General features: G+C 72.4%; 21 protein-coding genes. 9 read left to right on the plus strand and 12 right to left on the minus strand.

All coding sequences use genetic code 11. From position 1 onward, the window contains the following. Window positions 1–204: 204 nt before the first annotated feature. Both ACGF3J_RS38060 and ACGF3J_RS38065 read right to left on the minus strand, forming a co-directional pair. Window positions 205–1,080, minus strand: a complete 876-nt coding sequence (locus ACGF3J_RS38060; RefSeq protein ID WP_202559092.1) for a DUF3558 family protein — start codon at window positions 1,078–1,080, stop codon at window positions 205–207. Window positions 1,081–1,197: 117 nt separating this feature from the next. Beyond that, a complete protein-coding gene (locus ACGF3J_RS38065; RefSeq protein WP_161332617.1) occupies window positions 1,198–2,070 on the minus strand; it encodes a DUF3558 domain-containing protein in 873 nt (290 codons plus the stop codon). 224 nt (window positions 2,071–2,294) lie between these two features. Between ACGF3J_RS38065 and ACGF3J_RS38070 the strand changes: the two genes are divergently transcribed. Further along, a complete protein-coding gene (locus ACGF3J_RS38070) occupies window positions 2,295–3,488 on the plus strand; it encodes an RtcB family protein (RefSeq protein WP_161332616.1) in 1,194 nt (397 codons plus the stop codon). Window positions 3,489–3,505: 17 nt separating this feature from the next. Here ACGF3J_RS38070 and ACGF3J_RS38075 read toward each other — a convergent pair whose 3' ends face one another. Genes ACGF3J_RS38075 through ACGF3J_RS38085 form a run of 3 tightly spaced genes read right to left on the minus strand, consistent with a single transcriptional unit; the run spans window position 3,506 to window position 5,527 of the window. Further along, window positions 3,506–4,285, minus strand: coding sequence for an SDR family NAD(P)-dependent oxidoreductase (locus tag ACGF3J_RS38075; protein WP_161332615.1), 780 nt, complete (start codon window positions 4,283–4,285; stop codon window positions 3,506–3,508). 43 nt (window positions 4,286–4,328) lie between these two features. Continuing rightward, window positions 4,329–4,667 (minus strand): YnfA family protein, encoded by a 339-nt coding sequence (locus ACGF3J_RS38080; protein ID WP_161332614.1) that lies wholly within the window; start codon window positions 4,665–4,667, stop codon window positions 4,329–4,331. Window positions 4,668–4,672: 5 nt separating this feature from the next. After that, a complete protein-coding gene (locus tag ACGF3J_RS38085; protein WP_161332613.1) occupies window positions 4,673–5,527 on the minus strand; it encodes a helix-turn-helix domain-containing protein in 855 nt (284 codons plus the stop codon). Window positions 5,528–5,606: 79 nt separating this feature from the next. On the opposite strand from ACGF3J_RS38085, the gene ACGF3J_RS38090 reads away from it, so the two are divergent. The 5 genes from ACGF3J_RS38090 to ACGF3J_RS38110 all read left to right on the plus strand — a co-directional run bounded on the left by ACGF3J_RS38090 (window position 5,607) and on the right by ACGF3J_RS38110 (window position 10,292). Further along, window positions 5,607–6,197: a TIGR03086 family metal-binding protein gene (locus ACGF3J_RS38090; RefSeq protein WP_161332612.1), complete on the plus strand. Its 591-nt coding sequence runs from the start codon at window positions 5,607–5,609 to the stop codon at window positions 6,195–6,197. A gap of 105 nt (window positions 6,198–6,302) precedes the next feature. Then, window positions 6,303–7,430, plus strand: coding sequence for an LLM class flavin-dependent oxidoreductase (locus ACGF3J_RS38095; protein ID WP_161332611.1), 1,128 nt, complete (start codon window positions 6,303–6,305; stop codon window positions 7,428–7,430). Next, window positions 7,427–8,038 (plus strand): FMN reductase, encoded by a 612-nt coding sequence (locus tag ACGF3J_RS38100; RefSeq protein WP_161332610.1) that lies wholly within the window; start codon window positions 7,427–7,429, stop codon window positions 8,036–8,038. The genes ACGF3J_RS38095 and ACGF3J_RS38100 overlap by 4 nt, the downstream gene beginning before the upstream one ends. A gap of 61 nt (window positions 8,039–8,099) precedes the next feature. Then, a complete protein-coding gene (locus ACGF3J_RS38105) occupies window positions 8,100–8,840 on the plus strand; it encodes a response regulator transcription factor (RefSeq protein WP_393856065.1) in 741 nt (246 codons plus the stop codon). Further along, a complete protein-coding gene (locus ACGF3J_RS38110; protein ID WP_161326420.1) occupies window positions 8,841–10,292 on the plus strand; it encodes a HAMP domain-containing sensor histidine kinase in 1,452 nt (483 codons plus the stop codon). A gap of 84 nt (window positions 10,293–10,376) precedes the next feature. On the opposite strand, the gene ACGF3J_RS38115 is transcribed toward ACGF3J_RS38110, so the two are convergent. The 4 genes from ACGF3J_RS38115 to ACGF3J_RS38130 form a co-directional block, all read right to left on the minus strand. Continuing rightward, window positions 10,377–11,810, minus strand: a complete 1,434-nt coding sequence (locus tag ACGF3J_RS38115) for a macro domain-containing protein (protein ID WP_161326421.1) — start codon at window positions 11,808–11,810, stop codon at window positions 10,377–10,379. 242 nt (window positions 11,811–12,052) lie between these two features. Continuing rightward, window positions 12,053–12,781 carry a TIR domain-containing protein gene (locus tag ACGF3J_RS38120; protein WP_122615584.1) on the minus strand — a complete coding sequence of 243 codons (729 nt, stop codon included), beginning with the start codon at window positions 12,779–12,781 and terminating at the stop codon, window positions 12,053–12,055. Beyond that, window positions 12,778–14,355 carry a hypothetical protein gene (locus ACGF3J_RS38125; RefSeq protein WP_161326422.1) on the minus strand — a complete coding sequence of 526 codons (1,578 nt, stop codon included), beginning with the start codon at window positions 14,353–14,355 and terminating at the stop codon, window positions 12,778–12,780. Before ACGF3J_RS38125 ends, ACGF3J_RS38120 begins: the two co-directional genes overlap by 4 nt. Window positions 14,356–14,360: 5 nt before the next feature. Further along, on the minus strand, window positions 14,361–15,110 hold the full coding sequence (locus tag ACGF3J_RS38130; RefSeq protein WP_161326423.1) for a hypothetical protein: 750 nt from the start codon (window positions 15,108–15,110) through the stop codon (window positions 14,361–14,363). Between the two features lie 250 nt (window positions 15,111–15,360). Between ACGF3J_RS38130 and ACGF3J_RS38135 the strand changes: the two genes are divergently transcribed. After that, entirely contained in the window at window positions 15,361–15,819 is a 459-nt protein-coding gene (locus tag ACGF3J_RS38135; RefSeq protein WP_161326424.1) for a DUF4396 domain-containing protein, read from the plus strand. Window positions 15,820–15,849: 30 nt separating this feature from the next. Here the strand turns inward: ACGF3J_RS38135 and ACGF3J_RS38140 are convergent, their stop codons facing one another. From ACGF3J_RS38140 to ACGF3J_RS38150, 3 genes are all read right to left on the minus strand, one after another. Beyond that, on the minus strand, window positions 15,850–17,958 hold the full coding sequence (locus tag ACGF3J_RS38140) for a SpoIIE family protein phosphatase (protein ID WP_393856066.1): 2,109 nt from the start codon (window positions 17,956–17,958) through the stop codon (window positions 15,850–15,852). Window positions 17,959–18,048: 90 nt separating this feature from the next. Then, on the minus strand, window positions 18,049–19,293 hold the full coding sequence (locus ACGF3J_RS38145) for a cation:proton antiporter (RefSeq protein ID WP_393856067.1): 1,245 nt from the start codon (window positions 19,291–19,293) through the stop codon (window positions 18,049–18,051). Between the two features lie 78 nt (window positions 19,294–19,371). Further along, complete coding sequence (locus tag ACGF3J_RS38150) at window positions 19,372–19,869, minus strand: MerR family transcriptional regulator (protein WP_346346162.1); 498 nt, start codon at window positions 19,867–19,869, stop codon at window positions 19,372–19,374. A 247-nt stretch (window positions 19,870–20,116) separates the two neighbouring features. On the opposite strand from ACGF3J_RS38150, the gene ACGF3J_RS38155 reads away from it, so the two are divergent. After that, window positions 20,117–21,631: a SulP family inorganic anion transporter gene (locus ACGF3J_RS38155; protein ID WP_161329936.1), complete on the plus strand. Its 1,515-nt coding sequence runs from the start codon at window positions 20,117–20,119 to the stop codon at window positions 21,629–21,631. A 476-nt stretch (window positions 21,632–22,107) separates the two neighbouring features. Then, on the plus strand, window positions 22,108–24,147 hold the full coding sequence (locus ACGF3J_RS38160) for a flotillin family protein (RefSeq protein WP_161329937.1): 2,040 nt from the start codon (window positions 22,108–22,110) through the stop codon (window positions 24,145–24,147). Window positions 24,148–24,264: the final 117 nt, after the last annotated feature.

Here is a 24,264-nt window from a genome sequence, read left to right on the forward strand (position 1 = left end):
TAGGAACCAGCGAAGCCGATCCCGGCGATGATGACGGCACCGAAGACGACCATGCCGATGAGAACGCGATGCGTCCGGGTCAGCTGTAGTGGCGCGGCCACCCGTACTCCCCTCCATGTGCCTGTTGTTGCGCGCAACAGAGTGGCACATGTGTACGGGGAACGGGTGGCCGGTGGTCGATACGGTCCCTCGGTCCGGCTTCGGCTAGGACTTCGACGACGGCTTCGACGACGACTTCGACGCCGCCGAGGAGGGCTTCTTCGACGCCGGCTTCGACGGCGAGGCCGAGCCGCCCGCCCCGCTGCCGTTGGCCTTCGTCACCGCGGCCACCGCCTCCTTGGCCGCCTTCTGCGCGTCCTTCACCAGGTCGTCCGCGTCCGGCGTCTTCTCGCCGGCCAGACCCGCGCCGTTGTAGTCGACGGTGACGACGACGTTCTCGACGCGCGCCACGACCGTCTGCTGCTTGAAGGTGCCTTCCTTCTTCTTCAGGTCGTAGCGCACGACCGACGCCTCGTCACCCGTGCCGGTCACCGGCGTGGTCTTGAGGCTCTTGGCGCCCTCGGCGCTCTGCGTGTCCGCGAGCTGCTTCGTGTAGTACTTGTGCGCCAGCGCGTCGCCCGCGCCGCGCGTCTCGTCCGACTCGAAGCGCAGCATCGACACGCTCAGCCAGCGGAACTGGGAGCCCTTCACACCGTTGTCGTCGAGGCTGTCCCAGGAGCAACTGACGCGAGTGGCGGTGTCGTTGGAGGCGCCCTCCTTGCCGGAGTCGCCCTTCGGGACCAGGTCCTCCAGCGACTTCTTCGACAGCACCGAGCAGGGCTCCGGAAGCTTCGCGTACGCCGCCGCCCGCACCGTCGGGGACGGGCTCGCGGACTTGGACGCGGCGGACTTCTCGGCGGCGGCCTTGTCCGTCCCGTCGCCGGATCCGGAGTCCGAGGAGCAGCCGGCCACCACCAGCACGGCGGGGACGGCGGCCGCGCAGACGACGGCGCGGGTCAGCCGCGACGCTTTCCGCTCTCGCTGCTCTCGCTTGTCTCGCTGGTCACGCTGGGCTCGTAGCTGCATGGTTCCTTCACTCATGACGCTCGTGGTTCCTGCGGTCGGAACGGGTCCGAGGAGCCACCGTACGCGGTGAAGAAATCGTGCGGACCCGCTTCGGGCGCACCGCGCACGCACGCGCCGGGGCCCGCAGGAGGCTCAACCGCCGAGCGAATCCGCCAGCTGGGAGGCCAGTTTCCGGGCCATGTCCTGCATTTCCTCGCTGTCCGGCACCACTCCGAGCGTCGCCGACTGCTCCGCGTACTCGATGGTCACCATGACGTTCGACGTGCGGAACGCCACAGTCACGGTGCGCTGTTTCGCGGTGGAACCGGAGTCGCTCAGCGCGTCGTCGAGGTACCCCTCGTCGCCGAGGTCGTCGAGGAGCCGGGGCTGGAGATCGGTGGGCGTGGCACTGCCGGAGGGGCTCGACGAGGCGTCGCCGGACGGCGCGGAGCCCGAGGGCGTGGCGGAGGGCGAGCCGGGCGAGGAGGCGCCGGACGGCGCCCCCGACTCCGACCCCGACCCGGGCGAGGAAGAGGACGAGGAAGAAGGCGAGGACACCGACTCGGAGACGACCGGCTCGGGCAGGTCCGCGGCCTCCACCTGCTTGGCGAAGAGCTGTTCGGCCTGACTGTCGTCGCTCACGGAGTTGTCGTACGACACCACCCGCTCGAAGTCGACGAAGAGGTGGTTGGTGGCCTCCGCCGACTCGACCTTCCAGCGGCAGCCGACCTTGCGGTCCGTGTCGTACGCGAGCGTCGGCTCCCCCTTGTACGCCTTCTCGCGCTGCGCCTCGTCCGGGATCTCCTCGATGCCGGGCAGCAGCGAGTCGAGCGTCTTGTCGCCGACCGCGCCGCACGGCTCAGGCAGGGTCCGGTACTTGCCCGGCTCGGCGGCCTCGGTGGTGACGCCCGGCCGGCCCGGGTTGGAGTCGTCCGACGTGGCGCCGTCGCCGGAGCCGCCTGTGCAGCCGGCCAGCAACACCGCCAGGCAGGCGGCGACGCCGGGTACGTAGGCCTTCCGCTGCACGGTGCGGCTCCTCTCGCCGGGATGGCTGTGGTTCGGGACGCTCGGATCGCTTCGGGACTCCAGTGTCCCCGCTGGTTAATCGCTTGCCGCACGGGGGCGCCCCCTGGAGACAATGTGTATCGCACGCGCTGCCGTGAACGCCGGTCAGCTGTCCTTTTGGCTGCCATTGGCTCCGGTTTTTGCGCTTCGATGCTTCTGTTTGTTTCCGGGGGAATGAGGACGATATGTCGTACGTGGAGATGCCGGGCGCGAAGGTGCCGATCCGGATGTGGACCGACCCGGCGACGGTCGAGGAGGGCGCGCTGCAGCAGCTGCGCAACGTCTCGACCCTGCCGTGGATCAAGGGCCTGGCGGTCATGCCGGACGTGCACTACGGCAAGGGCGCGACGGTCGGCTCCGTGATCGCGATGCGGGGCGCGGTGTGCCCGGCGGCGGTGGGCGTCGACATCGGCTGCGGAATGTCGGCGGTGAAGACGTCCCTGACGGCGAACGACCTGCCCGGCGACCTCTCCCGCCTCCGCTCGAAGATCGAGCAGGCGATTCCGGTGGGGCGGGGGATGCATGACAGCCCCGTCGAGCCGGGGCGCTTCCACGGGCTCGCGACGAGCGGGTGGGACGACTTCTGGGGGCGGTTCGACGGGGTCGCGGAGGCGGTCAAGTTCCGTCACGAGCGGGCCGGGAAGCAGATGGGAACGCTCGGATCCGGAAATCACTTCATCGAGTTCTGCACGGATACGACCGGTTCTGTCTGGCTCATGCTGCACTCCGGCTCCCGCAACATCGGCAAGGAACTCGCCGAGCACCACATCGGCGTCGCCCAGAAGCTCCCGCACAACCAGGGCCTGATCGACCGCGACCTCGCGGTGTTCGTCGCGGACACCCCGCAGATGGCGGCGTACCGCAACGACCTGTTCTGGGCGCAGGAGTACGCGAAGTACAACCGCACCCTGATGATGGCGCTCTTCAAGGACGTGGTCCGCAAGGAGTTCAAGAAGGCGAAGCCGGTCTTCGAGCCGGAGATCTCCTGCCACCACAACTACGTGGCGGAGGAGCGGTACGACGGCATGGACCTGCTGGTGACCCGCAAGGGCGCGATCCGCGCGGGTTCCGGGGACTACGGGATCATCCCCGGTTCCATGGGCACGGGTTCGTACATCGTGAGGGGCCTCGGGAACGACAAGTCCTTCAACTCCGCCTCCCACGGCGCGGGCCGGCGCATGAGCCGGAACGCGGCCAAGCGGCGCTTCTCCACCAAGGACCTGGAGGAGCAGACGCGGGGCGTGGAGTGCCGCAAGGACTCGGGCGTGGTGGACGAGATCCCGGGCGCCTACAAGCCGATCGACCAGGTCATCGACCAGCAGCGCGACCTCGTGGAGGTCGTGGCGAAGCTGAAGCAGGTCGTCTGCGTGAAGGGCTGACCGGCCGGCCCCGCGGCCTACGCCTCCCGGTGCACCTTCGTGTTGGAGGCCTGGGCGCGGGGGCGGACCACCAGGAGGTCGATGTTGACGTGGGCGGGGCGGGTGATCGCCCAGGTGATGGTGTCGGCGACGTCGTCGGCGGTCAGGGGGGCGGCGACGCCCTGGTATACCTTGGCCGCCTTGTCCTGGTCGCCGGCGAAGCGGGTCAGGGCGAACTCGTCGGTCTTGACCATGCCGGGCGCGATCTCGACGACGCGGACCGGGCGGCCGACGATCTCCAGGCGCAGTGTCTCGGCGAGCACGTGTTCGGCGTGCTTCGCGGCGACGTAGCCCGCGCCGCCCTCGTAGGTGGCGAACCCGGCGGTCGAGGAGACGACGACCACCGTGCCGTCGCCGCTCGCCTCCAGCTTGGGGAGCAGGGCCTGGGTGAGATTGAGGGTGCCGAGGACGTTCGTCTCGTACATCCGGCGCCAGTCCTCCGGGTCGCCGGTGGCCACCGGGTCGGCGCCGAGCGCGCCGCCGGCGTTGTTGACCAGGACGCCGATCGTCTTGAAGGCGGTGGCGAACTCGTCGACGGCCGCGCGGTCGGTGACGTCCAGGGGGTACGCCGTCGCCTTGTGCCCGGCCGCCTCGATCTCCTCGGCGAGCGCCTCGATGCGGTCCTTGCGGCGGGCGGTGAGGACGACCCGGTAGCCCGCCGCGGCGAGCTGCCGGGCCGTGGCGGCGCCGATGCCGCTGCTCGCACCGGTGACGACGGCGATGCGCGAGGCGGCGGACGGGGCGGCTGCGGTGGCCATGGGCTGCTCCTTGATCGGTGCTGGACGTCGCCGTCCAGGGTAGTCAGCCGCCGTTGCGGGGCGCCCACATGATCACGGCCATCCCGGCCAGGCAGACCAGCGCGCCGCTGATGTCCCACCGGTCGGGGCGGTAGCCGTCGGCGACCACGCCCCACAGGATCGAGCCGGCCACGAAGATGCCGCCGTACGCGGCGAGGATGCGGCCGAAGTGGGCGTCGGGCTGGAAGGTCGCGACGAATCCGTACGCGCCGAGCGCGAGGACCCCGCCGGCCGCCCAGAGCCAGCCCCGCTGCTCGCGCACCCCCTGCCAGACCAGCCAGGCGCCGCCGATCTCGAAGAGGGCGGCGACGACGAAGAGGGCGGCCGAGCGGAGAATGACCATGGCGGTCAGCTTTGCATGCCGCCGTCCGGATCTCCGGGGCCGGCCGGATCCGTCTCCGCCACGTACGCCGTCGGCGGTACCCCGACCGTCGCCGTGAAGTCACGCACCAGATGGGCCTGGTCGGCGTAGCCCAGCTCGGCGGCGAGGGCGGCCCAGTCGATGCCGGTGCGGGTGCCGGCGCGTTCCAGGGCCTCGTGGATGCGGTACCGGAGGATGACCCACTTCGGGCTGACGCCGACGTGGGTCGAGAAGAGCCGCTGCAGGGCCCGCACCGACAGTCCCTCCGCCCGGGCGAGGTCGCCGACGCGGCGCACCGTGCGGTCGGAGCGGATGCGGTCGACGAGGTCCACGGCGTGATCGGCCTGCGGGTCCGTGACGCGGGGCAGGGTGAGCAGGAAGGCGTCGAGGGCGGCCACCCGGCCCCGGTCGTCGGCGGGGGTGACGACGGCGTCGGTCGTGGCGTCCGTCACCTGGGGGAACACCTCCCGGGCGGGCAGGGCGCGCCCCGTCCATTGCGACACCGGTGTCCCGGGGGTGTATGGCCGGAAGCCGCCGGGCCGGAACTTCGCCCCGCAGACCCGGCCCCGCCCGGTCAGCTTCCGGGTGTACAGGCCGAGGGCGACGCCGGTGACCTCGGCGTAGGGCGGGCCCTCGTCCTCGTCCCACTGGAAGGTGAGGTTGACGCAGGGGTGCGGTACGACGTGAGAGGCGTAGGGGGCGGGCAGGTCCCAGTCGATGAGCCAGTACCACTCGACGTACCGGCGCAGCGGCTCGGCGGGCGCGTGCCGGCGGAAGCGCACGCGGTGGAGCAGCGCGGTCGGGTCGACGATCCCGCGGGTGTCGTGGCGGGGTGCCTCCATGGCCGGATCGTACGTCGCCCTTCCCCGGGTGTCGCGTTTCTTCAAGAAGGGCGGCCCCGGACGTCCCTACGGTCGGGGCATGGACACGAACGGTGTGAAGGCATACGGCGTCGGTGAGCTGCTGGCCATGGCGCGTGAGCGGGCCGTGCCGGTGGTGCGGGGCGTTTCGGACGCGGCGCTCGCCGCTCCCACGCCCTGCGCCGAGTACGACGTGAAGGCGCTGGTCAACCACCTCTTCCAGGTGATCGAGCAGTTCCAGCGGCTGGCCCGGAAGGAGGCGTCGGACTTCGGTGAGACCCCGGACCGGGTCGCCGGGAGCCCCGAGTGGCGGGAACGGCTGGTGGCCGAGGCGGACCGTTTGGTCGCGGCCTGGTCGGCCCCCGGCGCCGAGGAGGGGACGACCGGCGGGATGGACATGCCCGCGCGGCTGGTCGGCTCGATGGCGCTGCTCGATCTGACCGTGCACGTGTGGGACCTGGCGCGGGCGACGGGCCAGGAGGACCCGGGTGCCGACGAGGCGGTCGTGGCGGAGCTGGCGGGCGCGGTGGCGGAGCTGGCGCCGACGGCCAGGGAGATGGGCATGTTCGGGGTGCCGGTCGAGCCGGCCGAGGGCGCGTCGGGGTTCGAGCGGCTGCTCGCGGGGACGGGGCGGGATCCGTACTGGCGGTGAGGGCCCCGCACGGCTCCGCACGGGGGGGGCCGGGGGGAATAGTCCCTGGTCGTTCTCCGTTCTCCGGTATAGTTGAAGCATCAACAAACCGGAGGTTGAGTGACCATGCAGTTCGGCATTTTCAGCGTCGGCGACGTCACGCCCGACCCGACCACGGGCCGTACGCCGACCGAGCGTGAGCGGATCAAGGCCATGGTCGCCATCGCGCTGAAGGCCGAGGAGGTCGGGCTCGACGTATTCGCGACCGGCGAGCACCACAACCCGCCGTTCGTCCCCTCGTCGCCCACGACCATGCTCGGCTACATCGCCGCCCGCACCGAGCGGCTGGTGCTCTCCACCTCCACCACCCTCATCACCACCAACGACCCGGTGAAGATCGCCGAGGACTTCGCGATGCTCCAGCACCTGGCCGACGGCCGGGTGGACCTCATGATGGGGCGCGGGAACACCGGGCCCGTCTACCCGTGGTTCGGCAAGGACATCCGGCAGGGCATCAACCTCGCCGTCGAGAACTACGCCCTGCTCCACCGCCTGTGGCGCGAGGAGACCGTGGACTGGGAGGGGAAGTTCCGCACGCCGCTCCAGGGCTTCACGTCCACGCCCCGGCCGCTGGACGGCGTCGCGCCCTTCGTCTGGCACGGATCCATCCGCTCGCCGGAGATCGCCGAGCAGGCCGCGTACTACGGCGACGGCTTCTTCCACAACAACATCTTCTGGCCCGCCGAGCACACCAAGCGGATGGTCGAGCTGTACCGGCAGCGGTACGCGCACTACGGACACGGCACCCCCGAGCAGGCGATCGTCGGCCTCGGCGGGCAGGTGTTCATGCGGAGGAACAGCCAGGACGCGGTGCGGGAGTTCCGGCCGTACTTCGACGAGGCGCCCGTGTACGGGCACGGACCGTCCCTGGAGGAGTTCACCGAGCAGACCCCGCTCACGGTCGGCTCGCCGCAGCAGGTGATCGAGAAGACGCTGGCCTTCCGCGACTACGCCGGCGACTACCAGCGCCAGCTGTTCCTGATGGACCACGCCGGCCTGCCCCTGAAGACCGTCCTGGAGCAGCTCGACCTGCTCGGCGAGGAGGTCGTGCCGGTGCTGCGGAAGGAGTTCGCCAAGGACCGTCCGCCGGACGTGCCGGACGCGCCGACCCACGCGTCCCTGCTGGCCGCCGCCCGCAAGGACGCCCCCAAGGACGCCTCCAAGGACGTACGTGAGGAAGGAGTACGGGCATGAGGCTCGTCGTCGTCTCGGCGGGACTGAGCGTCCCGTCGTCCACCCGGCTGCTGGCCGACCGGCTGGCCGCCGCCACCGCCGGGCAGACGTCGGCGGAGGTCCAGGTGATCGAATTGCGCGACCTCGCCGTGGAGATCGCGCACACCTTCACCAACGGGTTCCCGGGGCAGGACCTCGCCGCCGCCTTCGAGGCGGTGGCGGGGGCGGACGGCCTGATCGTCGTCACCCCCGTGTTCTCGGCGTCGTACAGCGGGCTGTTCAAGTCGTTCTTCGACGCGCTGAGCGTCACCGACGAGGACGCCCTCGCCGGGAAGCCGGTGCTGATCGGCGCGACCGGCGGTACGGCCCGGCACTCGCTGGTCCTCGACCACGCCCTGCGGCCGCTCTTCGCGTACCTGAAGGCCGTCGTCGTCCCCACCGGGGTGTACGCCGCCTCCGAGGACTGGGGCGCCGAAGGGCTCGACGGCCGGACCGCGCGGGCCGCCGGTGAGCTGGCCGCGCTGATGACCGGCCTGTCCGCGGCCGCCCGCCCGCGGCCCCGGCGCGACTCCTTCGAGGAGGTCGTGCCCTTCGAGGAGCGGCTCGCCGCGCTGCGGCCCGCCGGGTGAGCTCCCGGTGAGCGGCCGGGCCGTCGGATCACGCCGCCGCCGGCCTTGGCAGACTGGACGGGTGCCCCGGACTGTTCTGCTCGCCGAAGACGACCGCGCCATCCGGCACGCCCTGGAGCGCGCCCTCACCCTGGAGGGGTACCGGGTCACCGCGGTCGCCGACGGCGTCGAGGCGCTGGCGCAGGCCCACCGCGGCCGGCCCGACGTCCTGGTGCTGGACGTGATGATGCCGGGCATCGACGGCCTCCAGGTCTGCCGGGAGCTGCGCGCCGAGGGCGACGCCACCCCCATCCTGATGCTGACCGCGCTGGTGGAGACCGCCGACCGCATCGCGGGCCTGGACGCGGGCGCCGACGACTACGTGGTGAAGCCCTTCGACGTCGAGGAGGTCTTCGCCCGCCTGCGCGCCCTGCTGCGCCGCACGGACCGCACGGACCCCGCCGAGCGCGCGGAGGCCGGCGCCGACGACCGGGCCGCGGCGCCCGAGGAGGCGCCGGACGACCGGTACCCGGAGGCCGCCGGCCTGCGTATGGACCCGCGGGCCCGCCGCGCCTGGCGCGACGGGCGCGAGCTGGAGCTGACCCGCACCGAGTTCGAACTCCTCGAACTGCTGGTCCGCAACGCGGGCACCGTGCTCGACCACTCCACGATCTACGACCGCATCTGGGGCTACGACTTCGGTCCCGGCTCCAAGAACCTCGCCGTCTACGTCGGCTATCTCCGCCGCAAGCTCGACCAGCCGGGCGCCCCGCAGCTGATCCAGACCGTGCGCGGCGTGGGTTACGTCCTGCGGGCCGACTGAGTGGGCGCCTCCCCGCTCGGGCGCCGGCCCCGGCTGCTGTCGCTGCGGACCACCTTCGCGGTGTCCTTCGCGACGATCACCGCCGTCGTCACGGTCCTCGTCGGAGGGCTCTCCTACAACGCGGCTGCCCGGCTGGTCCGGGTGGACCAGGAGTCCGTCTTCGAACAGGCCGCGCGGGACCTGCGGGCCGAGGTGCGCCGGCTGCGGCTGTCGCCGGGCGACTTCTCCTCCTCCGCGCCCGGCCACGACATCGTGCGCCCCGCCCGCACCGACGTACAGGTCCTCGGGCCGGACGGCGCCGTCCTGGACCCGGCCGGGCCCCGGCTGCCGGTGACCGGCGCCGACCGGCGGGCCGCCGGTGCCGCCGAGGCCGGGCGGGTGGTCCAGCACGACGACGTCGACGTCGGCGCCGACGTCTTCCGGGTGGCGACCGTCTCCCTCGGCGGCGGCCGGGGCGCGGTGCAGGTGGCGCAGGAGTTCAGCGACACGGAGGACCTGCTGCGCGCCCTGCAGCGGCGGACGCTGGTCCTGATGGCGGCGGTGGTGCTCGCCGCGGGCCTGTTCGGCTGGTGGCTGGCCCGGCGCATCACCCGGCGTCTGGTGGTCCTCACCTCCGCCGCCGAGAACGTCGCCCGCACCCGCCGGCTCGGCGTCCCGGTCCCGGTCACCGGACCCGACGAGGTGGGACGCCTCGGCCGCGCCTTCGACCTGATGCTGGGCCGCCTCGCCCAGTCGGAGGAGGACCAGCGGCGCCTGGTCCAGGACGCCGGGCACGAGCTGCGGACGCCGCTGACCTCGCTGCGGACCAACATCTCGCTGCTGCGCCGGATCGACGAACTCCCGCCCGCCGCCCGGGAGGAACTCGTCGCCGACCTGGGGCAGGAGGCCCGGGAGCTGACCGACCTGGTCAACGAGCTGGTCGAGCTGGCGGCCGGCCAGTCCGCGGGCGAGCCCCCGCAGCCGGTCGACCTGGCGGACCTCGCGCACGACGTGGCGGCGCTGGCCCGGCGCCGCACCGGCCGCGAGATCGGCGTACGCGTCTGCGGCGAGACCACGGCCGACGGGCGGCCCGCGATGCTGACCCGGGCGCTCTCCAACCTGGTCGAGAACGCGGCGAAGTTCGACCCGGACGGCACCGGTCCCATCGAGGTGGCCGTCGCCGGCCCCGCCCGGCCGGGCCCGATCCGCGTCGAGGTCCTCGACCGCGGCCCCGGTATCGCCGACGCCGACCTGACCCGCGTCTTCGACCGCTTCTACCGTGCCACCGACGCCCGCTCCCGGCCCGGTTCGGGCCTCGGCCTGTCCATCGTGCGCGAGGTCGCCCTGGCCCACGGGGGCGCCCCGTTCGCGTACCGGCGGGACGGCGGCGGCACGGTGATCGGCTTCACCGTGGTGCCCGCGCCGGCGGGCGGTGCGCAGGACGGGGCGGCGGGAGCGGACCGGCACCCGTAGGCCCGCCGCGTCGGAAGCGCTTCGGAAGCGGATCGCCGCTGGTGCCGGAAGCGGGCGCGCTGGTGCGCTGGGCCCATGCCGACGTCACCGGTGGCCCTGGGCCCCACCGCTGTCGCCGGCGCCGGCACCGGTGTCGCGGGTCCCGGTGCCGGCGCCGACGTCGGCGCCGGCACCGGACACGGCCCAGGTGCGCAGAAAGGCGCCGAGGGCGGACAGGTCGGTGCGTTCGAGGTCGGCCGGGCGGATCACGACGCGCAGCTCGGGGGCGGTGGCCGGGTCCCGGCGGCAGTGCGCTGCGAAGCTCTCGACGATCATGAAGAGGAGCTGGGTGCGGTCGAGTTCGACGATCCGGGCGAGGCCGGAGCCGATCAGGGGGATCGCGACCGGCTTGTACATGCCGTACCGGGCGACGGCCGGCCAGAGAGTGTCCAGACTCGCCCGCAGCTCGTCCGGTCCGGAGCGGGCGACGAGGTCGTTGCCGAGCCGGGAGTAGGCCACGGCGAAGACCCGGCGGCCGTCCACGGTGAGCGGCACGGTGGTGCCGAGCGGATAGCGGACCCGACGGCCGCGCGGCTTGTCCTGGGGCCGCTCCGTGCGCAGCGGGTTGAGCCCCCGCAGCCCGGCCTGGATCCGGTCGTCGAGGAGCTTGCGCTCGCCGCCGAACAGCCGCTGCACCAGCTGCCCCTGCACGCTGTCCCGGCTGATCACCAGATCCTGTTCGGTGGCGGTGTCGAAGGTGTCGGTGAACCCGACCACCAGATTGGCGTCCTCCTGGTCGAACAGGTCGCCGCGCACCACCACCAGGTCTCCGGCGCCTGGGACGGGCTGGCGCAGCAGTTCCTGCCCGTGCCGCTCCCGCAGCCGCGCCCGCAGCGAGCCGAGCAGCTCGGCGACGTCCTGGTCGTCCGGCCGCTCCCGGGCCATCTGCTGGGCGACCGGCAGGGCGAGGTCGTGCCGGCCCAGGTCCATCCGGCTGCGGATCAGCTGGCGGCGGGCCGTCTCGCGCAGCGCGAGCAGCCGTCGGACCAGCGGCCGGGCGAAGTCCTCGTCGCCCGCCTCGGCCAGGGGGCGGCCGCGGACCAGGGCCAGCGCAGCCGCCAGCCGGTCGGCGGCCGACGCGGGCGCCGCGAGCAGCGCCGAGTTGACCAGGTCGGTGAACTCCGCGCAGTCCAGCTGCTCGGGCGTGAGCACCAGCCGGTACGCGGTCTCGGGCGCCGGTGCGGCCAGCAGCTGCTCGGTGCGCAGCACCCGGGCGCCGTCACCGTTCTGGGCGGGGTCGAGGGCGCGGCGCAGTTCGAGGACGCGCTTCTGCACCTCGTTGCGGTGCCGCCCGGACTGGTGCGGCTGCTCGCCGCCCACCGCCCACACGTCGCGGTGCAGTGTGCGGACCGGTACGGACTCTCCCTCCGCCGCCACCAGCCGGACCAGCAGCCGTGTCGTCAACGGCGTCAACCGGGCCGGTTCACCGTCGACTTCGAGACCAGCCGGGCCCAGGACCCTCACACGGATGCGCGCCATACAAGTGGTCTCCACTCGCTTCGCCCTCTTCCGCCCAGTGGTCACGGGGGAGGTGTCGGCAGCGTATCAATTGTCCGTTTGGGGGAGTTGGGGATTCGGGCGGTTCGGGTGGCGCACCGGACCGGACGGGTCCGCGGGGTGGCGGCGGGCAAGGGTCGGCCCCCGGGACGCGTTCCGACGTGCGGGACGCGTCCCGGGGGCCGCCTGCGCCGGTCCCCCGAGCGGCGCGCGGATCCGCCGGGCTACGGCCGGCGGTGGTAGGCGGACAGGTGCTGGAAGGGGTAGGTGTGGCGCCAGTCCGAACCGGTGTCGTTGACCGTGCAGCCCGCCAGCTTCAGCCGTTCCACGATCTTGCCGAGCGCCGTCCCGGAGCCGTCGAAGCGGATGACGTTGCGCCCCGCGATGTCGGCGATCGGCCGCAGGCCGCCCACCTCGACGATCAGGGTGCGCTCGGGGTACGCCATCAGCACCATGCCCAGTTCGATCAGCACGTTCGGGCGCGGCTGGCACACGGGCCGGGTCTCGTACTCCGGCTCGTTGTGACCCCGCAGGTCCCGGTGGAGGCTGACGACGTCGTCCGGGGTGAGCAGCACGAGCGCCGCCTGGGCCTGCGCCGGGGCGCCGGCCACCACGTCACCGAGGAAGGGGGACGCGTGGCCGGTCGCTCTGACCAGGTCCTCCCACTCCTTGGGGCGCAGGTCGAGCCGGCGCAGCAGCTCGAACATCTCCCGCCGCACCTGGTCGTCCCGGCCGTGCACGACGAAGACGCTCCGGGCCCGGTCGGCGTCCGAGGGCATCGGCACCGCGTTGCGCCGGACGCCGTCGGCGTACGGCTGCCCGGACGGTGCCGCCTGCACCGGGGAGTTGTCGCCGAAGGTCTGGGTGCCGCCGTTGCCGACGCTCTGATTGCCCCCGAAGTTGTTGGTACTGCCCTGGCCGAAGTCGTTGCCTTGGAACTTCTGGGCGCTCATGCCGGTCGTGCCTCCCTGGTGATGCCGGAGTTGTTGCCGAAGGTCTGGTTGCCGTTGTTGCCGACGCTCTGGTTGCCGCCGAAGTTGTTGGTGCTGTTGGCCCCGAAGTTCTGCTGGAGGATGTTCGTCTGGTTCGCCTCGTGCTCGCGGGTGTCGACGTCGTGGTCGCGCAGGAAGTCACCGACGATCTGGAGCAGGTGGCGCTCGATGATCTGGATGTACTTGATCGCGTCCGACTCCTGGAAGAAGTGGTGGAAGTCGTTGCCGGGCGCCAGTTCGCGCACGCTGGTGAGCGCGCCGCAGTCCACGGAGGTGAGCGCGTAGCGGCCGAGCCGGAACTCGCTGGTGTCGTGGGGCTGGCCCACCAGGGTGCGTACGGTGTCGGTGCCGAAGCGGCTGGGCAGCCGTTCGCGCAGCGGGTTGAAGACCAGGCGCAGCAGTTCGCCGGGCGCGCTGCGGGTCACGTCCCAGGCGATGCGCAGCATGAGCCGGCCGTCGATGGTGGCGGGCAGCCGGTCGGCGAGGTGGAAGCTCTCCGGCACGGGTCCGAGCACGTAGGTGTAGAACTCGGTGTGCAGGGTGCTGCCCTTGATGTCGAAGCCGATGAACACCGAGGTGACCAGCTCCTGTTGCCAGGCGCCGATGCGGATGCACAGGTACTCGCGCCGGGCGTCGTAGTCCTCCCGCCAGTGCTCGTCGCCGTCCTCGGGGTCGGGCGCGTCCAGGAGTACGGCGACGGAGTCGCTGCCCTCGGCCGTCCGTACCGCCTTGGTGAACCTGCGCCGGTCGACGGAGAGCAGCTGGATCCGGTCGCTGGGCGCGGGCCTGTCGCGCAGCTCGGCGAGCATCTGCTCGCTGACGCGTCCGGTGATGTCCTCGACGGTGAACGGGATGATCGGCTTGCGCTCGGCCGGGGTGTGGTCGCCCGCGCCGTCGACCGGGCCGTGCTGGGCGGGGAAGTGCCCGTTGAGCAGGGAGCCCGGGCCGGTGAGCACGCCGTTCCGGGACGTGGGGGCGCCCAGCAGCAGCTCGGCGTTGGCCCAGCGGCGGATGGAGCTTCCGGCGCCGACGAACGGCTTGTAGCCGCCGTAGTAGACCGTGTCGGAGGCCTGCTGCCGGTTGATCTTGCCGACCAGCTCCGGGGTGAAGCGCGAGGTCATCGGGTAGGCGCCGTCGAATCCCGGTCGGCCCTCCGCCGCCGGCGCGAGGTGTTCGGCGAGGGTCTGGAGGATGGCCAGGCGGCGCAGGAACATCGTGGCCCAGGCGACCCAGAAGAACAGCAGCGCCGCACCGAGGCCGCTCAGCAGCCCCGTGGCGAACAGGAGGACGACGACGGCGGTGCCCGCGCCGAGGGCGGCCAGCTGGTTGCGGCGCAGGTTGTGGGCGGCGAGGGCGTGCGCGAGCACGGGTGCGGCGTCGTAGCCGTAGGAGGGGGCCACCATCCGGTAGGAGTGGGTCAGCAGCTCCCGGATGACCGCCTTGCGGTAGACGGGGTCGAGGTAGGTGCCGGCGCAGAGCAGGCGGGTGACGTTGCTGGTCGCGTCCGGGGGCGGCGGGGCGGCGTGGGTGGTCATGGTCCTCAGTTCCCTTCCCGCACGTCGGCGGCGGTGATGACGCCGTCGCTCACCGTGTAGGTGCCCTCGAAGGTGGCCGACGTGCCGTCGGTGTTCCAGGCCACGACGGTGACCGACACCTCGTCGCCGGTCGTCGAGTTCACGGTGACGTCGTCGCGGTCGGTCGTCTCGAAGCCGGCGACGAAGTGGTCGTAGTCCGGGTCGAGGTTCTTGCCGCCCAGCTCCCAGGCGGTCGCGAAGTCGCGGTTGTTGATGGCCTCGAAGTACGCGGTCACCGTCGCGTCCGGCCCGTCCCCGTCGGTGCGGGCCGGGTCGTCGGAGGGGTCGTCCGTCGGGTCGTCGGTGGCGGTGCCGTCCGTGCCGTCGTCGTAGGTGCCGTCGCCGTACGGGTCGTACGGGTCGTCGGTCGTGCCGCCGCCCCACAGGCCGGTGTCGTCGCCGGTCGTGCCGCCGGAGCCGTCGGGGGTGGTGCCGTCGTCGTTCGTGCCGTCGTCGTAGGTGTCGCTGTCGGAGGTCCCGTCGTCCGAGGTGCCGGAACCCCAGTCGGGCAGTGCTCCGCTGCCGTAGAAGTCGTCGGTGCCGGGGGCCCCGTCGTCGTGGCCGGCCGTGGCGAGCGCGACGGCCAGCACGACTATGAGGACGAACGGGATCGCGATGACGGTCAGGGCCTGGTTGCGTACCTGGCCGGGCGTGAGTGCGAGTCCCGGTGCCGGGTAGGAACCACGGGCGCCGGGCGGAACGCGGGTATTACTCATCTGTCACCTCATTGCCGCCGGTATCCGGACGGGCGGATACGGCACGCGCCCCGAGTGGGCCGATGTGCCTTGTGCATCGACCGATCCGATCAGGGGCGGCGCTTCCGGATCCAGATTTCTGGCGTTCCGATGCGCTTCCGATCGGCTTCCGGTATGGGGGGAGGCGGGGGCTCCGACCTGGAGGGAATATACCCCCTGGGGGTATAGTTGGAAGGGTGACCGAGACACGCCGAAGGAAGGGGAGACCGCCATGGATCACACGGCCCACCACGCGTCCTGGGGGACCGCCGCCAGGGCGACGCTGCACTGCCTGACCGGCTGTGCCGTCGGTGAGATCCTCGGCATGGTCATCGGCACCGCGCTGGCCTGGGGAAACGCGCCGACCATGGTGCTGGCGATCGTGCTCGCGTTCCTCTTCGGCTACTCCTTCACCCTGTTCTCGGTGGTGCGGGCCGGCCTCGACCTCAAGTCCGCGGTCAAGGTCGCGCTGGCCGCCGACACCGTCTCCATCGCGGTGATGGAGCTGGTCGACAACGGGATCATCGCGCTCACGCCGGGTGCCATGGACGCCCACCTGTCGGACGGCCTGTTCTGGGGCGCCCTGCTCGGCGGGCTCGCCGTCGCCTTCGTGCTCACCACGCCGGTCAACAAGTGGATGATCGGCCGCGGCAAGGGGCACGCCGTCGCGCACGCCCACGCCCACCACTGAGCCGCCCTCGCCCGGCCGCCCGACGGCACGTCACAGGTCCGCCGCGTCCATCGCGTCCATCACGTCCGTCATGTCGAACGCGCCCGGGACGGCCGAGGCGTCCGGCGGCCCGCCGTCGAGGCGCTGTTCGGACCAGATGGTCTTGCCGTTGCGGCCGTGCCGGACGCCCCAGCGCTCGCTGAGCCGCATGACGATGTAGAGGCCCCGGCCCCCCTCGTCGCTGTCCCGGGCGCGGCGCACGTGGGGACTGGCGCTGTTGGCGTCCGTGACCTCGGTCAGCAGCCGGCCCCGGTCGTGGATGAGCCGCAGCCGCACCGGTCCTTCGCCGTAGCGGATGGCGTTGGTGACGAGTTCGCTGACGACGAGTCCGGTGGTGAAGGCAGCCGCGTCGAGCCCCCAGGCGGCGAGCTGCCGGTCCACCAGCCGGCGGGCCGTTGACACGACGGAGGCGTCGGAGGGGAGCGTCCAGTCGGCGACCTGCTCCGCGGACAGCGCGTGGGTGCGGGCCAGCAGCAGGACGGCGTCGTCGTTGCGGGAGGGCACCATGCGGTAGACGGCGGTGTCGCACAGTTCCTGGAGCGGCCGGGTGGTGGAGGCGAGGATGTGTTCGAGGAGGCGGGGGCCCGAGGCGCGGTCGTGGCCGTCGCCGAGGAGCAGCCCGTTGGTGTAGTGGGCGAGCAGGCTGCCCGCTTCCAGCTCTACCACGGCCGGCGTGAACACGTGTCCGCCGCCGGCCCCAAGCGGCGGCCCCTGGGGGACGTTCACGGCCCGTGGCGACCCGTCGGGGTCGACGACCACCGGCGCGGGGTGCCCGGCGCGGACCATCGTGCACTGCCGGGAGACCGGGTTGTAGACGGTGACCGCGCAGGTCGCCACCTCGGTGCCCGCCCCCTTCGAGGCGTCCGGGAGCTGGGCGGCCACCTCGTCCAGGCGGGCCAGCAACTCGTCCGTCTCCAGGTCCTGGAGGGCGAGGGTGCGCAGGGCGAGGCGGAGCTGCCCCATGGTGGCCGCCGCCTCGATGCCGTGGCCGACGACGTCCCCGACGACGAGGGCCACGCGGGTGCCGGAGAGGGGGACGACGTCGAACCAGTCGCCGCCCGCGGCCTCGGGCAGATAGACGTGCGCGGTCTCCACCGCCGAGAGTTCGGGGATCTTCCCCGGCTGGAGCGTGCGCTGGAGGGCGGCGGCGACGGCGCGCTCGCGCCGGTAGCTGCACGCCTTGTCGAGGTGCACGGCCGCGGTGAACGCCGCCTGCCGGGCCACGTCCAGATCGGCCTCCTCGAAGGGGTCGCTCCGGTGCCGGTACAGCGTCAGCAGCCCGAGCACCGTGTTCCGCGCCGTCAGCGGGGCCACGATCATGGAGTGCACGCCCGCCCTGAGCAGCGGCGCGAAGCCGTCCGGGTCGGCCGAGAGCCACGGTTCGCCGGCCGAGACCCGCACCAGCCGGGCGCGCAGATCGTTGAGGGCCTGCGTGTACGGGGTGGGATAGGGGAAGCGCCGGCTCTCGTCCTGCTGCCTGATCACGTCGGTGGTCGGGGGAGCGAAGGCCACCCGGCGCAGCGGCACCCCCGGCGCCGGGGGACCGGCCGGGCGGGCGGTTCCCGCGCCGCCGTCGTCCAGCAGGTCGACGGCGGCGGCGTCGGCGAAGGCGGGCGCCAGCGCCCGTACCAGCTCGTCGGCGGTGGTCCGCTCCTCCAGCGTGGAGCCGACGCCCGCGTGCACCGCGCTGAGCACCGCGAGCCGGTCCGCGTCGGCCTGCCGCTCGGTCACGTCCTCGACCACGCAGACCAGCCCGGGCCGGCCTTCGCCGGGGGTGTCCAGCGGGAAGAGGGACACCTCCAGGGCGAGCGTCCGCCGAGCGCCGGACGGGGAACGCCCGCGCACCAGCCGGCCCCGCAGCGGTTCGCCGGTCGCGAGCACCTCGTCGATCAGGGACCTCAGCTCGCCCGGCTCGAACCCCGACGTGAAGTCGTCGATGCCGTGCCCGAGGACGTCCTCGGCGGGCAGGTCCCGCACCCCACGGGCGGCGGGGTTGTAGCGGGTGACCCTCAGCTCCGGGTCGAAGACGAACAGGCCCTGGGGAGAGTTGGCGAACAGCGCGTTGAGTACCGCGGCGTCGCTCATGGGATCGCCTGTCACGCGAGCTCCCTTCACGGATCTCCCCCCTCACCCTCTCGCATCGGCCCGGCGCGGCAACTCGGCGCCGGACCCCGTCACCCCGGCACCGCGTCACCACGTCTCCGAGTCGTCGGGCGCCCCGGCCCGCTCCCGCCCGGCCCGGTCCGCCCCCGCCCGCCCGGCTCCGCCCGCCCCCGCCCGGCGCAGCCGCGTCGCCAGGAGCGGCAGCAGCAGTACGGAGATCATCGCGGCGCCGACCAGGGAAGCCGCCTCGTCGGAGCCGATGAGCCGCTGGTCCACCCCGATGGTCGTGATCGCCACCACCAGCGGCAGGCACGTGGACGCGAACAGGGCCAGCGCGGCCCGGTCCGGCCGCCCGAGGTCCTTCGGAGCCAGCACGTACACCGGTACGCCGCGCACCAGCAGGACCAGCAGCAGGAATCCCGGTACGAGCAGCAGGGCGCCCAGGTCGTGGAGCAGCGCGTCCAGGTCGAACTCGATGCCGGTGACGACGTAGAAGAGCGGCACGAGGAAGCCGAACCCCATGGCCTCCACCTTGCCGAGGACCTCCCCGCTGCTGTCGGGCGCCGCCCGGTGCAGGACGAGGCGGGTGAGGACGCCGGCCGCGAAGGCGCCCAGCAGCACGTCGAGCCCGAAGACCTCGGCCAGGCCCAGCATGCAGGCCAGCAGCAGCATCACGAACCGCACGGCGAACTGGGCGCTGCTGTGCAGGGTCCGTTCGGTCAGCCGGCCGAACCAGGGCGGGCGCGGACGCAGCGCCCAGAAGACGGCGAGGGCCGTGATCGCCCCGAACGCGGCCAGCAGCGCGGCCGACTCGGCCGGCCGGCGCCCGCTGAGCAGCAGCGCCACGGCGACCACGGGCCCGAACTCGCCGACCGCCCCGAACGCCGAGACCACGGTCCCGAACCGCCCGCGCAGCTCCCCGCGGTCCCGCAGCATCGGCAGTACGGTGCCGAGCGCCGTACTGGTCAGCGCGGTACCGATGACGCACGCCTCGAACACGTCCCCACCGCTGATCAGAAAGGCCAGACCGATCCCGAGGACCAGCGAGAGCAGCCAGGACCGCACGGACCGGCGCAGCGTGTCCCCGCGCACCGCCGCGAAGTCGATCTCGTACCCGGCCAGGAAGATCAGCATCGACAGCCCCAGATCGGCGAGCGTGTCGACGACCTCGTCGGGCCGCGCCCACCCGAGCACGTCCGGCCCGACCAGAATCCCCAGCCCGATCTCGAAGATCACCAGCGGCACCCGCACCCGCCGCCCGGCGGCGTACACGAGCAGCGGGGCCAGCACGGCGATGCCCATGATCAGCACGAGCGTGCCCGGATGGGTCATGTCTCCCTCACCGGCGGAGTGCGGAGGCGGCCGCGCGCGGCGGCCCGCTGCCACCCTCGCCCAGGGGGCGGGCCCGGACTACCGCATGTACTCCGTCGGAGGGATCTCCGAGGCCGGGACCTTCGAGGCCGGGACCTCCGCGGCCGTGGTCTCCGAGGCCGGGACCTCCGCGGCCGGGGGAGCGGACTCCGGGAGGCGTCCCCGGAGGGTGGCGGCGAAGTCCTCGGCGCGGCGCAGCTGGACGCGCAGCTTCTCGACCTGCTCGGTGGCCGCCTGTTCGTACCCGCGGACGCGGTCCACCAGCGCCTCGCGCTCACCCGCGTCCAGCGGGTCCCCGCCGTCCAGGCGGTCGGTGGCGGAGAGCAGGTCGCGCATCTGGTCCAGGGTGAAGCCGAGCGGCTTCATCCGGCGGATGACCATGAGGCGGGCGACGTCCTGCTCGGTGTAGAGACGGAAGCCGCCCTGGGAGCGGGCGGAGGGGATGACCAGTCCGGTGTCCTCGTAGTGCCGGATGGTGCGCAGGGACAGCTCGGTCCGCTCGGCGACTTCACCGATCTGCATGTGCTTGTCGTCCACGCCCTGTGACCTGGCCCTTCGTGTCATGGCGGGCGGCGCCCGCGATGGACCCCGCCCATCTCTACCCTAACGTCAGGGTAGAGTTGTGGTCGGTGAGGGCGGCCCGGCCGCTCCGCCACCGCTGTCTCCGGGACCGATGACGCCCCCGGCGAAGAGCCGATTCTCGCAGCCGCCCGGCCCCGCACGTCCTTCCCGCACACCCCGTCCCGCACGGGGCGTGCCCGAGCACGACAGGTACGCATCCCCCTTGTCTTCTGCGTCTTCCGCCGCCGCGGGCCCCGCCGCGCGGCTGCGCGCCCTCAAGCCCGACTGGCTGAACGACCCCCGGGTCTGGCGCACCGAGGTCCTCGGCGGGCTGGTCGTCGCCCTGGCGCTGATCCCGGAGGCGATCTCCTTCTCGATCATCGCCGGGGTCGATCCGGCGATCGGGCTCTTCGCCTCGTTCACGATGGCCGTCACGATCTCCGTCGTCGGCGGACGCCGCGCGATGATCTCCGCGGCCACCGGTGCGGTCGCCCTGGTGATCGCGCCCGTGAACCGCGAGCACGGCCTGGGGTACCTGGTCGCCACCGTCATCCTGGCCGGCGTCTTCCAGATCGTCCTCGGCGCCGTGGGTGTCGCCAAGCTGATGCGGTTCGTGCCCCGCTCGGTCATGACCGGCTTCGTCAACTCCCTCGCGATCCTGATCTTCATGGCGCAGGTGCCGGAGATGCGCGACGTGCCCTGGCCGGTCTACCCCCTGATCATCGGCGGGCTCGCACTGATGGTGTTCTTCCCGCGGATCACCCGGGTCGTCCCGGCGCCCCTGGTCTCCATCGTGATCCTCACCGTGATCACCGTGGCCGCGGGGATCGCCGTGCCCACCGTCGGGGACAGGGGTGAACTGCCCTCCTCGCTCCCGGTGCCCGGCCTGCCGGACGTGCCCTTCACCACGGACACCCTGACCACCGTCGCCCCGTACGCCCTCGCCATGGCGCTGGTCGGCCTGATGGAGTCCCTCATGACGGCCCAACTGGTCGACGACATCACCGACACCCGCTCCTCCAAGACCCGCGAGTCCATCGGCCAGGGCGTCGCCAACATCGTCACCGGACTCTTCGGCGGCATGGGCGGCTGCGCCATGATCGGCCAGACGATGATCAACGTGAAGGTGTCCGGCGCCCGTACCCGCGTCTCCACGTTCCTCGCGGGCGCCTTCCTGATGGTGCTGTGCGTCGTCTTCGGCCCGGTCGTCTCCGACATCCCCATGGCCGCCCTGGTCGCCGTCATGGTCATGGTCGCCTTCGGCACCTTCGACTGGCACTCCGTCTCGCCGAAGACCCTCAGGCGGATGCCCGCGGGGGAGATCGCCGTCATGGCCCTCACCGTGGCCGTCGTGGTCGCCACCCACAACCTCGCGATCGGCGTCGTCGCCGGCACGGTCACGGCCATGGTCGTCTTCGCGCGGCGCGTGGCCCGGCTCGCCCACGTCACCGCCGTCACCGACCCCGACGGCACCCAGGTCGTCTACGCCGTCACGGGCGAGCTCTTCTTCGCGTCGTCCAACGACCTCGTCCACCGCTTCGACTACGCGGGCGACCCCGACGACGTCGTCATCGACCTCTCCGCCGCCCACATCTGGGACGCCTCCTCGGTCGCCGCCCTCGACGCCGTCGAGACCCGGTACGCGCGGCGCGGCAAGACCGTCCGGATCACCGGCCTGAACACCCCGAGCGCCGACCTGCACGGCAGGCTCTCGGGTGAACTGACCGGCGGCCACTGAGCCGTGGACGCGGCGAGGCACCTCGGCCCGCCCGTAGCGTCACTCGGAATCAAGAAGGCGTAAAGATTGCCGACTTACGGCAATGCAGTCCGAGGCGTCCCCACGTCAGGATGAGGGTGGCAGAAACACGGGGAGCGACCCGGTGCCAGGTCCCGGCAGCGGGCACCGGCACCGGGTCCGGCCGATCGGTTCGGGGGGTGAGGACGTGGCACGGACATACGGCGTCCTCGTGCGAGGCCTCACCCGCCCCCGCAGCGCCGTCCTGACGACCACACCCTGCGCAGGGCCGTGGCACGGACGCCGCGGACGACGACGACCGGACACGGCGAGCGGTTCCCCGTACGACCCCGGCAGTCGCCACTCCCGCGGCTGAGCCGCAGCCGACTCCCGTCACCTCGGCCGTGCCCGCTCGTGGCCGTGGGCCGCCCCGCCGCTTCGCGCGGGCGCCGACACTTCGCAGACTTCGAGGACTCCCTATGGATTACCGCACCCTGGGCATCGGCGTGCTCGTTTGCCTCCTGCTCGCCGCCGCCGTGCTGTTCGTCGTGGCCCGTCTGTTCCGCAAGGTGGAGCAGGGCAAGGCACTGATCGTCTCCAAGATGCGCAAGGTCGACGTGACCTTCACCGGGCAGGTCGTGCTGCCGGTGCTGCACAAGGCCGAGGTGATGGACATCTCGGTGAAGACCATCGAGATCACCCGGGCCGGCAAGGAAGGCCTGATCTGCAGGGACAACATCCGCGCCGACATCCGCATCTCGTTCTTCGTCAAGGTCAACAAGACCGCCGAGGACGTCGTCAAGGTGGCCCAGGCGGTCGGCACCGTGCGGGCCAGCGACCGGAACACGCTCCAGGAGCTGTTCCACGCGAAGTTCTCCGAGGCGCTGAAGACCGTCGGCAAGCAGATGGACTTCACCGACCTGTACACCAAGCGTGAGGAACTGCGGTACCGGATCATCGAGGTCATCGGCGTCGACCTCAGCGGGTACCACCTCGAGGACGCGGCGATCGACTACCTGGAGCAGACGCCGCTGACCCAGCTCGACCCGGCCAACGTCCTGGACGCCCAGGGCATCCGGAAGATCACCGAGCTGACGGCCGTGGAGCACGTGCGCACCAACGAGGCCCAGCGCACGGAGGAGAAGGAGATCACCCGCCAGAACGTCGACGCCCGGGAGGCGATCCTGGAGCTGGAGCGCCGGCGGGTCGACGCCGAGACCAAGCAGAAGCGGGAGATCGAGACCGTACGCGCGAGGGAGGAGGCCGAGACGGCCCGGGTGGTGGAGGAGGAGCGGCTGCGGGCGCAGTCCGCCTTCCTCAAGACCGAGGAACACCTCGGCATCCAGCGCGAGAACCAGGGACGCGAGGTCGCGGTCGCGCAGAAGAACCGCGAGCGGGTCATCGCCATCGAGAACGAGCGCATCGAGAAGGACCGCCTGCTGGAGGTCATCGCCCGGGAGCGGGAGACCCAGCTGACCCGGATCGCCGCCGAGAAGGAGGTCGAGGCGGAGAAGCGGGAGATCGCCGACGTCGTCCGCGAGCGGGTGGCGGTGGACCGGACGGTCGCCGAGCAGGAGGAGGGCATCAAGAGGCTGCGTGCCGTGGAGGAGGCGGAGCGTCAGCGGCAGGCCGTCGTCATCGCCGCCGAGGCCGAGGCACAGGAGCGGCTGGTCAAGGACATCAAGGCCGCCGAGGCCGCCGAGCAGGCCGCCACGCACCGTGCCGCCGAGGAACTCACGCTCGCCGAGGCCCGGTTGAAGAGCGCCGACCTCGACGCGCGGGCCAAGCTGCGGCTCGCCGAGGGCATCCAGGCGGAGAGCGCGGCCCAGGGGCTGGCCGAGGTCCAGGTCCGCGACAAGGAGGCCGAGGTCGTCGAGAAGGCCGGCCGCGCGGAGGCCGGGGCCACCGAGGCCCGGCTGCGGGCGGAGGCCGAGGGTGCCAAGGCCAAGGCACTGGCCGAGGCCGCGGCCGTCGGCGAGAAGCTGAAGGCGGAGGCGGCCGGCCTTCACGAGAAGGCCGCGGCGATGGCCGCGCTGGACGAGGCGTCCCGCGGCCACGAGGAGTACCGGCTGCGGCTGGAGGCCGAGAAGGACGTCCGGCTGGCCGGGCTGGACGTGCAGCGGCAGGTGGCCGAGGCGCAGGCGACGGTCCTGGCGACCGGGCTGGAGAACGCCGACATCAACATCGTCGGCGGCGAGTCGGTCTTCCTCGACCGGCTGGTCGGGGCGATCGCCCTCGGCAAGGGCGTCGACGGCTTCGTGCAGCACTCCGAGACCGCGCAGGCGCTGGCCGGGCCCTGGCTGGACGGAACGTCGAGCTTCACCGACGATCTCGGCCGCGTCCTCGGCTCGGTCTCCACGGCCGACGTGCAGAACCTGACCGTGTCCACCCTGCTGATGAAGCTCATGAAGACGGGCGGAGCCGACTCCGGGGCCCTGGAGCAACTGCTCAGCAAGGCCGGTGAGCTGGGCCTCGCCGACACCCGGCTGACCGCCGTGAACGGCAGCGCCAAGGGCTGACAGACCGCGGTCGGGGGGGGGGGGGGGGGGGGGGGGGGGGGGGGGGGGGGGGGGGGGGGGGGGGGGGGGCGGGGGGGGGGGGGGGCGGCCGGGCGGCGGGGGGGCGGGCGGGGGGGC

This window comes from Streptomyces sp. NPDC048171 (assembly GCF_043202655.1).
GTDB lineage: Bacteria > Actinomycetota > Actinomycetes > Streptomycetales > Streptomycetaceae > Streptomyces.

Bases quoted from the DNA above. Each gene is read 5' to 3' on its own strand.
- ACGF3J_RS38135 (WP_161326424.1), top strand. From the start codon at position 15,361: ATGGATCACACGGCCCACCACGCGTCCTGGGGGACCGCCGCCAGGGCG.
- ACGF3J_RS38080 (WP_161332614.1), bottom strand. From the start codon at position 4,667: ATGGTCATTCTCCGCTCGGCCGCCCTCTTCGTCGTCGCCGCCCTCTTC.
- ACGF3J_RS38095 (WP_161332611.1), top strand. From the start codon at position 6,303: ATGCAGTTCGGCATTTTCAGCGTCGGCGACGTCACGCCCGACCCGACC.
- ACGF3J_RS38070 (WP_161332616.1), top strand. From the start codon at position 2,295: ATGTCGTACGTGGAGATGCCGGGCGCGAAGGTGCCGATCCGGATGTGG.
- ACGF3J_RS38120 (WP_122615584.1), bottom strand. From the start codon at position 12,781: ATGAGCGCCCAGAAGTTCCAAGGCAACGACTTCGGCCAGGGCAGTACC.
- ACGF3J_RS38145 (WP_393856067.1), bottom strand. From the start codon at position 19,293: ATGACCCATCCGGGCACGCTCGTGCTGATCATGGGCATCGCCGTGCTG.
- ACGF3J_RS38100 (WP_161332610.1), top strand. From the start codon at position 7,427: ATGAGGCTCGTCGTCGTCTCGGCGGGACTGAGCGTCCCGTCGTCCACC.
- ACGF3J_RS38075 (WP_161332615.1), bottom strand. From the start codon at position 4,285: ATGGCCACCGCAGCCGCCCCGTCCGCCGCCTCGCGCATCGCCGTCGTC.
- ACGF3J_RS38160 (WP_161329937.1), top strand. From the start codon at position 22,108: ATGGATTACCGCACCCTGGGCATCGGCGTGCTCGTTTGCCTCCTGCTC.
- ACGF3J_RS38060 (WP_202559092.1), bottom strand. From the start codon at position 1,080: ATGAGTGAAGGAACCATGCAGCTACGAGCCCAGCGTGACCAGCGAGAC.
- ACGF3J_RS38090 (WP_161332612.1), top strand. From the start codon at position 5,607: ATGGACACGAACGGTGTGAAGGCATACGGCGTCGGTGAGCTGCTGGCC.
- ACGF3J_RS38085 (WP_161332613.1), bottom strand. From the start codon at position 5,527: ATGGAGGCACCCCGCCACGACACCCGCGGGATCGTCGACCCGACCGCG.
- ACGF3J_RS38130 (WP_161326423.1), bottom strand. From the start codon at position 15,110: ATGAGTAATACCCGCGTTCCGCCCGGCGCCCGTGGTTCCTACCCGGCA.
- ACGF3J_RS38125 (WP_161326422.1), bottom strand. From the start codon at position 14,355: ATGACCACCCACGCCGCCCCGCCGCCCCCGGACGCGACCAGCAACGTC.
- ACGF3J_RS38115 (WP_161326421.1), bottom strand. From the start codon at position 11,810: ATGGCGCGCATCCGTGTGAGGGTCCTGGGCCCGGCTGGTCTCGAAGTC.